Below are 14325 nucleotides of genomic sequence, written 5' to 3' on the forward strand. Positions count from 1 at the left end.
AACCGACCGCCTAGGTTTTCACCGAACCAGTGACGGACCCAGCATGACCACCCCTTTCGATCCAGAACGCCGCAGGCCCGGGCTTTTCTCACGCATCAGGGCCAGCTTCCTGACGGGGATCGTCGTGATCGCGCCGGTGTTCCTCACGGTCTGGCTGATCTGGTCGATCATCGGCTGGGTCGACGGGTTCGTCCTGCCCTTGGTGCCAAACCGCTTCAACCCCGAGCAATATATCGGCATCAACCTGCGCGGTGTCGGCGTCATCATCTTCCTGCTGTTCACCATCTTCGTGGGCTGGGTCGCAAAGGGGCTGATCGGCCGGTCGCTGATCCGCTTTGCCGAAGGGCTGGTCGAACGGATGCCGGTGGTCCGGTCGATCTATAGTGGCGTCAAGCAGATCGCCGAGACGATCTTTGCCCAGTCCGAACGCAATTTCGAAAAGGCCTGCCTGATCCAGTACCCGCGCAAGGGCATCTGGGCCATCGGCTTCATCTCGACCGATGCACGGGGCGAGGTCGCAGACAAGGCCGAAACCATGGGCAAGCTGATCTCGGTCTTCGTCCCCACGACGCCAAACCCCACTTCGGGCTTCCTGCTCTTCTTTCCCGAAGAAGACGTGGTCGAACTCGACATGACGATTGAAGACGCCGCGAAACTGGTGATTTCCGCCGGTCTGGTCTACCCGAACGCCAAGGATCCGACCCGCCCCGCCAAGGCTGCGTGATTTTTCGCAGCCCCCGCTTGACGCCAGACCCGGCACCACACACCTACGCTGCACGGTCGACCGCAGATCCGCGCGCGACACGCTGAGGGCCTCTTCTTGGACATCCTGCTTGTGGCCTTTGGCCTCGTCGCGCTGCTTGTCGGCGGCGATCTTCTGGTGCGAGGCGCGGTCGGCGTCGCGCGCCGCTTCAACGTGTCACCGATGGTGATCGGCCTCACTCTGGTGGGCTTCGGCACCTCGGCGCCGGAACTCGTCACGTCGGTCAGCGCGGCCCTCTCCGGCGTGCCTGCCATCGCGCTTGGCAACGTGGTGGGCAGCAACATCGCCAATATCCTGCTGATCCTCGGCGTCGCGGCGCTGATCCGACCCGTTGCGGCGCATATGCCGTCCATGCCGCGCGAGGCGCTCTGGGTCGGAGGATCGGCTGTCCTGTTGGTTCTCCTGTCCCTCACCGGGCAAATCGCGACGCTTGCCGGGGCGGGCCTTCTGGCGCTGCTGGCGGTCTATCTCTGGGGCGCCTTCCGCAGCGCGGATGACCCGCCCGAAGACCTGTCCATCCCGACCGACCCGCTCCCCAGAGCGACAGTTTACCTGATCGCCGGGTTGGCGCTGACCATCGGCGGGGCCATCGCCCTTGTCGACGGCGCCACGGGCATTGCCCGCGCCTATGGCGTGCCCGAGGCGGTGATCGGTCTGACTTTGGTCGCGGTGGGAACCTCGCTGCCGGAACTCGCCACCACCATCATGGCGGCACGGCGCGGGCAATCGGACGTGGCGCTTGGCAATATTCTGGGGTCGGGAATCTTCAACATCCTTGGGATTCTCGGCACGACCGCGCTTGTTGCTCCGTTGCCTGTCGAACCCAGCATCCTGCCCGACACGCTGATCATGCTCGCCACCACTGCGCTGCTGCTTGGATTGCTCTTCTGGCGCACCAAGATCAGCCGCCGCACCGGCGCGGGGTTCCTGTTGCTTTACGCGGGCTACATGGCCTGGCTCAGCCAAACATTCTGACAAGATCCGCCGTCTGCTTCTGGCCCAGATCCTGCTTGTGATGGGCCAGGAACGTTCCGGCGGCCCGACGCCCGGCCGCGCGCAGTTCGGCGATCACCGATGGCACCGGCACCAGCTTGGTCGCCACCGACAGATCGTTCATCAGATCGTCATCCGCGATCATGTGCACCCGCATCTTCTTCATCGCGCCCTCCTGAATCTTGCCCTCCGATATCAGGCGCTGCACGAACTCGATGGCGCGCAATTCCCGCAACAGCGACGAGTTGAAACTGATCTCGTTGATCCGGTTCTGGATCTCGTTCGGCATGACCGGCACCGAGTCCCGTTCCAGCGGGTTGATGTTCACGATCACCACGTCATCGGGCAGATCGGCGTGAAAGAGCGGAAACAGCGCCGGGTTGCCGGTATAGCCGCCATCCCAGAACGCCTCGACCGCGCCGGTCTCGGGGTCCTCGACCTCGACCGCCTGGAACAGCGTCGGCAGACAGGCCGAGGCGAGGATGCTCTGCGTCGTGATCGCACCCCCTTCGAAGATGCGCACCTTCCCGTCGCGCACATTGGTCGCGCAGACATACAGCTTCGGCCCCTCCATCGCGCAGACCCGACCGAAATCGAACTGGTCGACGATCTTTTCCAGCGGATTGTCGTAAAGCGGCCCCCACGCGTATGGCGACATCATGCGGCTGACCGTGTCGCTCAATTGAAAGAGCGGCGAATACTCGATGCTCTTGCTGATCACGCCCGGCTCCGGCAACCACGCCTGCATCCAGCGCGGCACCGCAAGATCATCCAGCCGCGCCACCTGCCCCCAGAGCCAGTCGAGGTTCTCGCGCGCCCCCGCGCGTCCCCCCGTCAGCCAGCCGGACTTCAAAGCCGCCCCGTTCAGCGCCCCCGCCGACGTGCCGGTGATCGCCGCGATCTCGATATCCTCGTCTTCGAGCAGCCGGTCCAGCACACCCCAGGTGAACGCGCCATGCGCGCCGCCACCCTGAAGCGCAAGATTGATCTCTACCATCGCGGTCCCCTGCTCCTTCATCTTGCCGAATAAACTCCGGGGAGCACGAGGGGCTGGCCCCTCAGTCCCCCGATCTCAACCCGCGCGCCGCCTATTGCGAGGTCCACCCGCCATCCACGGACAGCGATGTCCCGGTGATCTGCTCCGCCGCGTCCGAGCACAGGAAGAGCACCGTTCCAGCTAGTTGCTTCACCGTGACGAACTCCTTGGACGGCTGCTTGGCGAGGATCACCTTCTCCACCGCCTCGTCCTCGGAAATCCCGTATTGCTTGGCGGTGTCGGGGATCTGCGCCTCCACCAGCGGGGTCAGCACGTAACCGGGACACACCGCGTTGCAGGTGATCGGTTCTTTCGCCGTCTCCAGACCCACGGTCTTGGTCAGACCCAGGACCCCGTGCTTCGCGGTGACATAGGCCGATTTGAACGGCGAGGCCCGCAGCCCGTGTGCACTCGCGATGTTGACGATCCGGCCCCAACCCGCCTTGCGCATCATCGGCAGTGCCGCCGCCGTGGTATGAAAGCAGGACGACATGTTGATCGCGATGATCGCGTCCCACTTGTCGGCCGGAAACTCATCAACCGGGGCCACATGCTGAATGCCCGCGTTGTTCACAAGGATGTCGCAGGCCCCGGCTTTCTCAATCAGCGCGCGGCACTGATCGGGCTTGGACATATCCGCCTGGATGTAGCGCGCCGTGACGCCATGCTCTTTGCCGATCTCCTCGGCCATGGCGTGATCTTCGTCGCGGTCGGTGAACGAATTGATCACCACATCGGCCCCCGCCCGCGCCAGTTCCCGCGCCACGCCCAGCCCGATGCCTGAATTCGATCCGGTGATGACCGCGGTTTTCCCCTTCAGCGACATGATCGCTCTCCTTTGCCGTTTTCGCTTGCGCAGCACGCTACATGCTGCGCTTGCATAATACAAAGAAGATCAGACCCGCCCTCGGCGGGAATCGGATGCCCCCGAATCGCACCGATTGGCGGAAGACGACAGGCGCTGGTTCATGGGCAAGGCGGCTCGACCCTCACATCCCGACCCGCGACAGACCCATGTATCACTGGCATCTTGTCCACAGGCCCGTATATCCGGACAGAAAAAAACCCCGGCACGAAGCCGGGGTTAAGTTATTGAGGCAGGTTTCATACAGGCAAGAAACCTATCGAGCAGTAACTCCCTTATAGGCAATCTTTCACCGTGATCCAAGCTAAAAGTTTGAAAACCCACGAAAGCCCAGCTACCGTCGCGGTCAATAAAACAAGAGCAGACAGGAATTGTTGCGAAAATGAGATCGGTTTTTTTCCCAAAACGGCAGCTCGGCTTGGCAGCTCTGGCGCTCGCGCTCTGCGCGCAATCGGCCGCCGCGGACCCGCAACACGGCATAGCTATGTATGGCGACCCCGCACTCCCACCGGATTTTGTGTCCCTGCCCTATGCCAACCCGGACGCGCCCAAGGGCGGGCGCATCGTCACCGGCGAGGTCGGCAGCTTCGACAGCCTCAACCCGCATATCGCAAAAGGCAACGTGCCCTGGCAACTTCGCTTCCTCGCTTACGAAAGCCTGATGGGCCGCAATTACGACGAACCCTTCACCCTTTACGGCCTTCTCGCCGAATCAATCGAGGTCGGCGAGGATCGCGAATGGGTCGAATTCGTCCTGCGCGAAGAGGCCGCGTTCTCGGATGGCACGCCGCTGACGGTCGAAGACGTCATGTGGTCTTACGAAACGCTCGGCACCATCGGCCACCCCCGGTATCACGGCGCGTGGAACAAGATCGCGTCGATGGAGCAGACGGGTCCGCGCAGCATCCGCTTTACCTTCACCGAGGAAGACCCCGAAATGGCCCTGCTGATCGGGATGCGCCCGATCCTGAAAAAGGCTCAGTGGGAGGGCAAGGATTTCTCGGCCTCGGGCATCGACGAGGTGCCCATCACCACCGCCCCATACGTGATCGACGATTACGAAGCGGGCCGCTTCGTCAGCCTCAAGCGCGATCCCGATTACTGGGGTCAGGACGTCAACTTCATGCGCGGTCAGGCGAATCTCGATGAGATCCGGATGGAATTCTACGGCGACGGCACCGCCATGTTCGAGGCGTTCAAGGCCGGTGCGCTCAATTCCAGCCGCGAATTCAACGTCGAGAAATGGGACACGCAATACGATTTCCCCGCCATCGACAGCGGCGATGTCGTCAAATCCGTGGTCCCGCATGAACGCCCCTCTGGCATGACCGGTTTCGTGATGAACACCCGCCGCGACGTGTTCAGCGATTGGCGCGTGCGCGACGCGATGCTGCACGCGTTCAACTTCGAATTCATCAACGAAACCATGACCGGCTCCAAACAGCCGCGCATCACCTCCTACTTCTCGAACTCGGTTCTGGGGATGCAGGACGGCCCCGCCGAAGGGCGCGTGCGCGAGTTGCTGGAACCCTTCTCGGACGACCTTCTGCCCGGAGCGCTCGAGGGCTATGCCCTGCCCGCCTCCGATGGCACCGAGCGCAACCGCGGCAACATTCGCGCTGCGATCGACCTGATGGAGCAAGCCGGCTACACCATCACCGATGGCCGGATGGTCGGCCCCGATGGCGCCCCCTTCACCTTCGAGATCCTGCTGCAACAGGGCAGCACCGAAGAGCAATCCATCATCGACCTCTTCACACAATCGCTGGAACGGGTCGGCATCACGCCCACGATCACCACGATCGACAACGCCCAGTTCAAGGAACGAACGTCCAACTACGATTTCGACATGAGCTACAATCGCTGGGGCATGTCGCTCAGCCCGGGCAATGAACAGAAGCTCTATTGGGGCTGCGACGGTGTCGAAAACCCGGGCACGCGCAACTGGATGGGCATGTGTTCCCCGGCCGCCGAGGCGATGATCGACGAGATCCTGAATTCGGACACGCGCGAGGATTTCATCGCCGCCACCCGCGCGCTGGATCGGGTGCTGACGACGGGCCGCTATGTGATCCCGATCTACCAGTGGAACATCAGCCGCATCGCCCATGTGAAAGAATTGAAATACCCCGAGACGATCCCGATCTATGGCGATTGGATCGGCTGGCAGCCGGATGTCTGGTGGTGGGAAGAGGAGTGATCCACCCATGCGCATGTGGATACTGATGGTATGCGCCGCAGGCATGTTGAGTGCCTGCGCAACGGTTGACGGGATCGGGCAGGATATCTCTGCCGGCTCCAGAACCGTTCAGTCATGGTTTTGAGCGGGTTATAGTGGCTAATTCATGTGGTGCATGAGGTATGCTCGGCAAGCCCCTGACGGCACTAGGAAAGCGACGTCACCCAAAGGATCGTGGCGTCGTCATCCGACACTGAAATGACATTGTGGCCCATCGTGGCATCGTAATAGGCACTGTCGCCGCGCCGCATGTCGATGGGTTCGTAGAATTCGGTATACAGACGGATCACACCGGTCAGGACATACAGGAATTCTTCGCCGTCGTGACGCACCCATCCGTCGAACTCCTCGACCGACCGCGCCCGCACCCGCGCGCGGTACGGCAACATCTGCTTCTTGGTCAGGCTTTCCGCCAAAAGCTCGTGTTCATAAGTGGTTGTGGCGTGATGTTGACCTTTACCCGAGGGCGTCATCACCATCCGCCCATTGACCTTTTCCCGCTGCGGCGGCGTGAACAGTTGCGGCACGCTGATCTGAAGTCCCACCGCCAGCTTCTTGAGCGCGTCATAGGTCGGCGACATCTGCCCGTTTTCGATCTTTGACAGCGTCGACCGCGCCAAGCCCGCCTGTTGCGCCGCCTGCTCCAGCGTCCAGGCGCGCGCCTTGCGCAGATCGCGCACGCGCTCGCCGAGGTTCAGCGGCTCGGGCTGGTCGTGGCTTCCACTGTCGCGTGCAATGCGGATCAGGTTCTTGGGGTCATCGGACATGGCGAAACCTATAGTCGCCCCCCGCACCCCCCGCAACCTGCGCTTGCGATGGGTCGTTTTGCGGCCTAGGCCAGTGCCATGATCTCGCTGTTCGACTCCGATCCCTATCCGCCCTGCCCGCAGGCGTTCAACCTCGCGGCCCACGTGCTTTTCGCCGCCGACCGTGTGCCGGACAAGATCGCACTGGCCGTGGTCGCGCCGACAGGCGCGCAACGCTGGAGCTACGCGCGGCTCAAACAGTCTATCCTCGGCTGCGCGACGGGTTTTCTGGAGGCTGGGCTGAACAAGGGCGACCGGCTGCTTTTGCGCGTCGGCAACACGGTCGAGTTTCCGGTCGCCTATCTCGCTGCGATCTCGGTTGGCATCATCCCGATCCCGACCTCGGCGCAACTGACTGATCCTGAAGTGCAGGTCCTGATCGACATGACCGCCCCGGCGGCCATCCTGCATGACGGAAAAACCGCCCGTCCCCAATCTGTACGGATCATCCGTACGGATCAGCTGTCCGAATGGTACGGTTTGCCCCCGGCCGTGTTCGACTACGGCGATCCAAACCGACTTGCCTATATCATTTTCACATCCGGCACCTCCGGCACTCCCCGCGCCGTCTGCCATGCCCACCGCGCCATCTGGGCGCGGGGCATGATGATGCAGGGCTGGTATGGCCTGACCGAAAGCGACCGGCTCATGCATGCGGGTGCCTTCAACTGGACCTACGCTTTGGGCACCGGCTTGCTGGACCCGTGGACGACGGGCGCAACCGCCCTGATCCCGGCGCAGGGCGTCGGGCACGCGCAGATCCCGCTTTTGCTCAAACGGCACGAGGCGACAATTTTTGCAGCGGCGCCGGGGGTTTATCGACACATCCTCACGTCAGGGCCTTTCGACCTGCCGAAACTGAGGCACGGCCTGTCCGCCGGGGAAAAGCTGCCCGCGTCGATCCGGGATGGCTGGCTGGCTGCCACCGGAACGCAGGTTTACGAGGCGTTCGGCATGTCCGAATGCTCCACCTTCATCTCCTCCGCGCCCGGTTCGCCCACCATCGCGCCCGAAAGCTTGGGCTGGCCGCAGCCCGGTCGACGCGTGGCGATCCTTGGCGACAATGGCCCTGTCCCCGTGGGGACACCCGGCACCATCGCCATCCACCGCGACGATCCCGGCCTGATGATTGGCTATCTCGACCAACCCGAGGAAACCATTGCCCGGTTTCAGGGCGACTGGTTTCTGACCGGCGACATGGGCGAAATGACTGAAAACAAAGACATTCTCTACCACGGTCGCACCGATGACGTGATGAACGCGGGCGGCTTTCGCGTCAGCCCTCTTGAGGTCGAAGCCGCGCTGCTTGCCCATCCCGACATTCACGAGGTCGGGGTGACGGATATCGAAATCAAACCTGACGCCCGCATCATCGCGGCCTATTACGTGGCGGATACCGAGATTGACGCGGACAGCCTTAACGCCTTCGCGGCCGAACGCCTCGCGCGCTACAAGCAGCCACGCCTTTTCACCCGGGTAACGGCCCTGCCGCGCAACGCCAACAACAAGCTTTTGCGCCGCGCCCTGCCCGAACATCCGACGCTTTGATCTCAATCGCTTACCATTCGGCACCGGGTCTGTTAAAGATTCCGAAACGATGTGAAAGGAACGTCTTATGGTCAAGCTCGACATCATGTCCGATCCGATCTGCCCGTGGTGCTATATCGGCAAGGCCAATCTTGATCGCGCGCTTGAGCAGCGACCGGATCACCCCTTTCTCATCACCTGGCACCCGTTTCAGCTCAACCCGGATATGCCCGCAGGCGGTATGGATCGGCGCGCATATCTCGAGACCAAGTTCGGCGGCAAGGAGGGCGCGGTCAAAGCCTATGCCCCGGTGGTCGAGAACGCCGAGGCGGCGGGTCTGAAGATCAACCTGGAAGCCATTGAAAAGACGCCGAATACGCTGGATGCGCACCGCCTGATCCACTGGGCCGGGATCGAAGGCCATCAGATCGCGGTCGTGGATGCCCTCTTCAAAGCCTATTTCGTCGAGGGCCGCGATATCGGGGATCCGGACGTTCTGGCCGATATCGCCGATACTTGCGGCATGGATGCCAGCGTTGTTCTGCGCCTGCTGGCAACCGAGGAAGACCGCCGCGAAATCGTCGAACGCGATGCCGCCGCGCGCGGGATGGGTGTCACGTCCGTGCCGACCTTCATCGTCGCCAGCAAACACGCGGTCCCCGGTGCGCAGCCGACCGAGCTGTGGCTTCAGGTGCTCGACGATCTGGCACAAGGCGCTTCTCTGGACGCATGAACACGCCCTTTCGGATCGCGACGCTTCTCCTGACGCTCATTTTGATCGTCACGGGCGGCACGATATTCTTCCGCTGGGCCGAGGGCTGGAGCTGGCTCGATTCCTACTTCTTCACCGTCGTCACCCTGTCGACGGTCGGCTATGGCAGCCTTGTTCCGGCGACCGCGCTTGGCAAGATCGGCACGACCGTGTTCATCTTCGTCGGCTTGGGCGTATTCGCCGTAGCGGTGCAGCAATTCGGCATGTTCGCGATGCGCAAGCGGGAAGAGCACACCGAATGGATCGTCGGCCGCCTGGGCAAGCCGCATCACAGTGCAAATACCGATGACGATCCGGGCGATCCGCCGCCGCCGCCCACGTCACGCGACATCTGAGGCGCGCTGGGTCTGTTCCCCTCCGGAAGTTGGTGCTAGGGCTGACCGCGCAATTTCAGGACACGATCATGCCGAACGCCATGCCGCGTAAAGAATTTATCGCATTGATGGCGATGCTGGCCGCGACAGTGGCGCTGTCCATCGACGCTATGCTGCCAGCTCTGCCCGAGATCGGCGAAGAACTGACCCCCGAAAACCTCAACCAGGCGCAGTTGATCCTGACCATGTTCGTGCTGGGCATGGGGTTGGGGACATTTTTCACCGGGCCGCTGTCGGACACATTCGGACGCAAGCCGGTGATGCTCTGGGGGGCTGCGGTCTATACGGTCAGCGCGTTTATCGCGTCCAAGGCGCAAACGCTCGAAGTGCTTCTGATCGCGCGGGTGTTTCAGGGGCTGGGGGCCGCTGGCCCGCGCGTCGTGGCGATGGCCGTGGTGCGCGACCTCTATATGGGCCGGGGCATGGCGCAGATCGTGTCATTTATCATGATCATTTTCACGCTGGTGCCCGCAATTGCCCCGCTTCTGGGATCGGTGGTGATCGACGCCTATGACTGGCGGGCGGTGTTCTACGGGTTCATGATTTTCTCTGTAATATCTGCACTTTGGCTGGGGGTTCGCCTGCCCGAAACTCTGCCCGTCGAACGCCGCCGACCGTTCCGCTTCCACGCCCTGCGCGCGGCGGTGGTCGAGATGTTCGTCCATCCGGTCGTGCGCCTGTCCATCGCGGTGCAAGCCTTGTGCTTTGCCATGCTGTTTTCCATGCTGTCGAGCGTCCAGCAGATCTACGACATCACCTTCGGGCGCGCCGATACCTTTGCGCTCTGGTTCGGCTTTGTCGCCATCGTCGCGGGAAGCTCGGGCTTTCTGAACGCCAACCTCGTGATGCGCCTGGGCATGATGTTCCTCGTTCGCGCCATGCTCATGGCGCAGGTGGTCCTGTCGGCGCTTTTGATCGCAGCCGGGTTTGCGGCGGAAGCTGGCCATATCTCGGGCACACTCTTTTTCGCGTTTTTCGTCATCTGGCAGATCTCGGTGTTTTTCCAGGCGGGCATGACCCTTGGCAACCTTGCCGCCATCGCGCAGGAACCGATGGGCCATATCGCGGGCATGGCGGCCAGCGTGATCGGGTCGGTGGCCACGGTTGTGGGCGTGACCCTCGCGATACCGGTCGGCCTGTTGTTCGACGGAACGCCGATCCCGCTGGCGATTGCCATTTTCGTTGAGGCAGGCGTCGCGCTATGGCTGATGCGCCTGATGATGCAGGCCGACGCGCAACTTTCGCCCTCTCCCATGAATTGAACCGACAAAGGAAAGGAACGCTCCAATGTCGAAGATCAAAGTCGAAAACCCGATCGTTGAAATGGACGGCGATGAAATGACCCGGATCATCTGGGACTTCATCAAGAAAAAGCTGATCCTGCCCTATCTCGACATCGACCTGCTTTATTACGATCTCGGGATCGAGGAACGCGACCGGACCGAGGATCAGGTGACGGTCGATGCTGCCGAAAAGACGCGTGAGGTCGGCGTTGCTGTCAAATGCGCGACGATCACCCCGGACGAGGCGCGGGTCGAGGAATTTGGCCTCAAGCAGATGTGGCGCAGCCCGAACGGCACGATCCGCAACATTCTGGGCGGGGTGATCTTCCGCCAGCCGATCATCTGCCGCAACGTGCCTCGCCTTGTGCCGGGATGGACGAAGCCTATCGTGGTCGGGCGTCACGCGTTTGGCGATCAATACAAAGCCACGGATTTCAAATTCCCCGGACCGGGCAAGCTGTCGATGAAATTCGTGGGCGAAGATGGTGAGGTGATTGAACGAGACGTCTATGACGCGCCCTCTGCCGGGGTCTTCATGTCCATGTATAATCTCGACGACTCGATCCGCGATTTCGCGCGGGCGTCCCTGAATTACGGCCTCAACCTTGGCTGGCCGGTCTACCTGTCCACCAAGAACACGATCCTCAAGCAATATGACGGGCGCTTCATCGAGATCTTCGCCGAAGTGTTCGAGGCCGAGTTCAAGGAGGCGTTCGACGCCAAGGGGATCGAGTACCAGCACTGTCTGATCGACGACATGGTGGCCTCGGCGCTCAAGTGGTCGGGCGGGTTCGTCTGGGCCTGTAAGAACTACGATGGCGACGTGCAGTCCGACACCGTAGCGCAAGGGTTCGGATCGCTGGGCATGATGTCCTCCATCCTGATGACGCCCGATGGCAAGATCGTGGAATCCGAAGCGGCGCATGGCACAGTCACGCGGCATTACCGCCAACATCAGGCGGGGGAAGAGACCTCGACCAATTCCATCGCGTCGATCTACGCCTGGACCGGGGCGCTCAAGCATCGGGCCAAGCTGGACGAGAATATCAGCCTGCGCGCCTTTGCCGAAACGCTGGAACGGGTTGTGGTGGAAACGGTGGAGGCCGGGTTCATGACCAAGGATCTCGCATTGCTGGTCGGACCCGAACAAAGCTGGCTGACCACGATGGGCTTTTTGGAGAAGCTGGACGAACGGCTGAACGCCGCTCTGACGGGATGACGCGGGAGTGGCTTGACACGCAGGAAATATGTCATAATTCCTGACCTATGTTTTTGCTGAGCAAGCCCCCCGCCGACCGCCACACCCCGCTTGAGGATGTGCAGGGTATCCTCGTGGGTGCCACGCTGGTCGCGCTGGCGGTGCAGTTTCTGGCGTCGGCCAACCTAATGACAGGGCAGATCGCCGGGCTGTCGCTGCTGGGCAGCTATGCGACCGCTTGGAGTTTCGGCACGATCTTCTTCGTGCTGAACCTGCCGTTCTACTTTTTGGCGGTGAAACAGATCGGCTGGACCTTCACCTTCAAGACCTTTGCCGCCGTGGCCGTGATGTCGGTCTTGTCGGAACTGCTGCCCTTGGCGCTCACGCTCGATATGCTGCACCCGGCGCTGGGGGCGGTTCTGGGTGGGATCCTGGCGGGTGTCGGTCTGATCTCGCTCTTCCGTCACGGGGCGACCCTTGGCGGCGTCGGTATCGTGGCGCTGTGGTTGCAGGACACGCGCGGTATACAGGCGGGCAACGTGCAACTGATCTTCGATCTCTTCGTCTTTGCCTTCGCGTTCCTGCTTCTGCCAGCCGAGATGGTGGTCTGGTCGCTTTTGGGTGCGGTGATCCTCAACCTGATCGTGACCGTGAACCACAGGCGCGACCGCTACGTGGCGCGATCCTGACGCGTCCGCCCGACTGAAAAAGCATCGAAAACGACATCCTGTCGCAATTGGCGCAGATTGCGGTGGCACGCGCGGGCAGCATTTCCCCAGCCATTGGGAGATGCAGATGCGTGGTGATCGCCCTGCCCTGACACTTGTCCTGCGCACGATCGGGGCGCGACGGGGACGCGCCGCGCGTGGGAGACCCTGACAGGAAACGCGAAGAAAACCCTGTTTCCCCGTTTCAAAAGAGCACTGACATGACCGATCTATCCCCCCGCCGGGCAGGAGGCCGCGCCGCAAGACGCGAAGCCCGTGCCAATCCGCTTGCCGACAATCTGCGCCCCATCCGTGCGGGCATGTCCGGCGGTCGCTATGCACCGCTTGATCCCTTGGACCTTGACCGCATCCATCACGCCGCCCTGCGCGCGCTGGAAGAGATCGGCCTGTCCGACGCCCCGCCCTCGGGGATCGAGGTCCTGACCGGTGCGGGCGCGATCCTTGGCGATGATGGCCGCATCCGGTTTCCCCGCGCGCTAGTCGAGGACATGCTGGTTCTCGCCAATCGCAGCGTGACGCTCTGTGGCCGCGATCCGCGCCACGACCTCGACCTGTCGGGCACGCGCGTGCATTACGGCACCGCCGGGGCCGCGGTTCACATGGTGGACGTGGACACCGGGCATTACCGGGAAAGCACGGTGCAGGATCTGCACGACGCCGCGCGGATCGCGGACCAGTTGGACAATATCCACTTCCTGCAACGCCCAATGGTTGCCCGCGACATCCCCGACAATCGCGAGATGGATCTGAACACGATCTACGCCTGCTGCGCGGGCACTCACAAACACGTGGGTGTGTCCTTTACCGAGCCGTCCTTCGTTCCCGACGCGTTCGAGCTGTTGCACCTCATCGCAGGCGGAGAGGACGCGTGGCGCGCGCGGCCCTTTGTGTCGAACTCCAATTGCTTCGTCGTGCCGCCGATGAAATTCGCCACCGAATCCTGTCAGGTCATGGAAGCCTGCATTCGTGGCGGCATGCCCGTTCTGCTGCTCAGCGCCGGTCAGGCTGGCGCCACCGCCCCCGCCTCGATCGCCGGGGCCATCGTGCAGGCGGTCGCCGAATGTCTGGCCGGTGTCGTCTATGTCAATGCCATGGCCCCCGGCCACCCGGCGATCTTCGGCACCTGGCCCTTCGTGTCGGACCTGCGCACCGGGGCGATGTCGGGCGGGTCCGGCGAACAGGCGCTGCTCACGGCGGGCTGTGCGCAGATGCACCGGTATTACGGGCTTTGCGGTGGGGCGGCGGCGGGCATTGCCGATGCCAAGCTGCCGGACATGCAGGCCGGTTGGGAACAGATGTGCTCGAACGTGCTGGCGGGGCTGTCGGGGCTGAACATGGTTTACGAGGCCGCCGGGATGCATGCGTCGCTTCTGGGGTTCTGCCACGAAAGCCTGATTCTGGGCGACGACCTGATCGGTCAGGCGCTGCGCTGCGTGCGCGGCATCGAAGTGACCGAGGACGATCTGAGCCTCGAGGTGATGCGCGCGACCTGCCTCGGCGGGCCGGGACATTACCTCGGCAGCGACGACACGCTGCGGCGGATGCAACGCGACTACGTCTATCCGTCTCTAGGCAACCGCGCATCGCCCAAGGAATGGGTGGAACAAGGGCAGCCGATCCTGGTAAACAAGGCCACGGAGCGCAAACTGTCGATCCTGTCAAAACCCTCCAGCGCGCGGTTTGCACCGGATGTCGATGCTGCGATCCGCAGCCGGTTCAACATTCATCTGCACTAATCGTT

The 14325-nt window shown here is 62.4% G+C and carries 13 protein-coding genes; 10 read left to right on the forward strand and 3 right to left on the reverse strand.

Annotated features, from left to right (window positions below):
• Positions 1–43: 43 nt before the first annotated feature.
• Positions 44–724 (forward strand): DUF502 domain-containing protein, encoded by a 681-nt coding sequence (locus Q1B16_RS13580; protein ID WP_299789553.1) that lies wholly within the window; start codon positions 44–46, stop codon positions 722–724.
• 96 nt (positions 725–820) lie between these two features.
• Positions 821–1738 (forward strand): calcium/sodium antiporter, encoded by a 918-nt coding sequence (locus Q1B16_RS13585; protein ID WP_299789556.1) that lies wholly within the window; start codon positions 821–823, stop codon positions 1736–1738.
• Here the strand turns inward: Q1B16_RS13585 and Q1B16_RS13590 are convergent.
• Positions 1722–2753: a patatin-like phospholipase family protein gene (locus Q1B16_RS13590; RefSeq protein WP_299789559.1), complete on the reverse strand. Its 1032-nt coding sequence runs from the start codon at positions 2751–2753 to the stop codon at positions 1722–1724. The genes Q1B16_RS13585 and Q1B16_RS13590 overlap by 17 nt on opposite strands.
• A 91-nt stretch (positions 2754–2844) precedes the next feature.
• Complete coding sequence (locus tag Q1B16_RS13595) at positions 2845–3618, reverse strand: 3-hydroxybutyrate dehydrogenase (RefSeq protein ID WP_299789562.1); 774 nt, start codon at positions 3616–3618, stop codon at positions 2845–2847.
• Positions 3619–4039: 421 nt separating this feature from the next.
• On the opposite strand from Q1B16_RS13595, the gene Q1B16_RS13600 reads away from it, so the two are divergent.
• Complete coding sequence (locus Q1B16_RS13600; protein WP_299789565.1) at positions 4040–5857, forward strand: extracellular solute-binding protein; 1818 nt, start codon at positions 4040–4042, stop codon at positions 5855–5857.
• 185 nt (positions 5858–6042) lie between these two features.
• On the opposite strand, the gene Q1B16_RS13605 is transcribed toward Q1B16_RS13600, so the two are convergent.
• Positions 6043–6663: an XRE family transcriptional regulator gene (locus Q1B16_RS13605; RefSeq protein ID WP_299789568.1), complete on the reverse strand. Its 621-nt coding sequence runs from the start codon at positions 6661–6663 to the stop codon at positions 6043–6045.
• 78 nt (positions 6664–6741) lie between these two features.
• Between Q1B16_RS13605 and Q1B16_RS13610 the strand changes: the two genes are divergently transcribed.
• From Q1B16_RS13610 to Q1B16_RS13640, 7 genes are all read left to right on the forward strand, one after another.
• Positions 6742–8250: a class I adenylate-forming enzyme family protein gene (locus Q1B16_RS13610; protein ID WP_299789571.1), complete on the forward strand. Its 1509-nt coding sequence runs from the start codon at positions 6742–6744 to the stop codon at positions 8248–8250.
• 67 nt (positions 8251–8317) lie between these two features.
• On the forward strand, positions 8318–8962 hold the full coding sequence (locus tag Q1B16_RS13615) for a DsbA family oxidoreductase (protein WP_299789574.1): 645 nt from the start codon (positions 8318–8320) through the stop codon (positions 8960–8962).
• Positions 8959–9336, forward strand: coding sequence for a potassium channel family protein (locus Q1B16_RS13620; protein WP_299789577.1), 378 nt, complete (start codon positions 8959–8961; stop codon positions 9334–9336). Before Q1B16_RS13615 ends, Q1B16_RS13620 begins: the two co-directional genes overlap by 4 nt.
• 68 nt (positions 9337–9404) lie before the next feature.
• Positions 9405–10637: a multidrug effflux MFS transporter gene (locus tag Q1B16_RS13625; protein ID WP_299789580.1), complete on the forward strand. Its 1233-nt coding sequence runs from the start codon at positions 9405–9407 to the stop codon at positions 10635–10637.
• Positions 10638–10662: 25 nt separating this feature from the next.
• A complete protein-coding gene (locus tag Q1B16_RS13630) occupies positions 10663–11877 on the forward strand; it encodes an NADP-dependent isocitrate dehydrogenase (protein WP_299789583.1) in 1215 nt (404 codons plus the stop codon).
• 47 nt (positions 11878–11924) lie between these two features.
• Positions 11925–12545, forward strand: coding sequence for a YitT family protein (locus Q1B16_RS13635; RefSeq protein WP_299789586.1), 621 nt, complete (start codon positions 11925–11927; stop codon positions 12543–12545).
• A 239-nt stretch (positions 12546–12784) separates the two neighbouring features.
• The gene (locus tag Q1B16_RS13640) at positions 12785–14320 is read left to right on the forward strand and encodes a trimethylamine methyltransferase family protein (RefSeq protein ID WP_299789589.1); all 1536 of its coding nucleotides are present in this window, start codon (positions 12785–12787) and stop codon (positions 14318–14320) included.
• The last annotated feature ends 5 nt before the right edge of the window (positions 14321–14325 follow it).

Source organism: uncultured Marivita sp. (genome assembly GCF_947488135.1).
Taxonomy (GTDB): domain Bacteria; phylum Pseudomonadota; class Alphaproteobacteria; order Rhodobacterales; family Rhodobacteraceae; genus Marivita.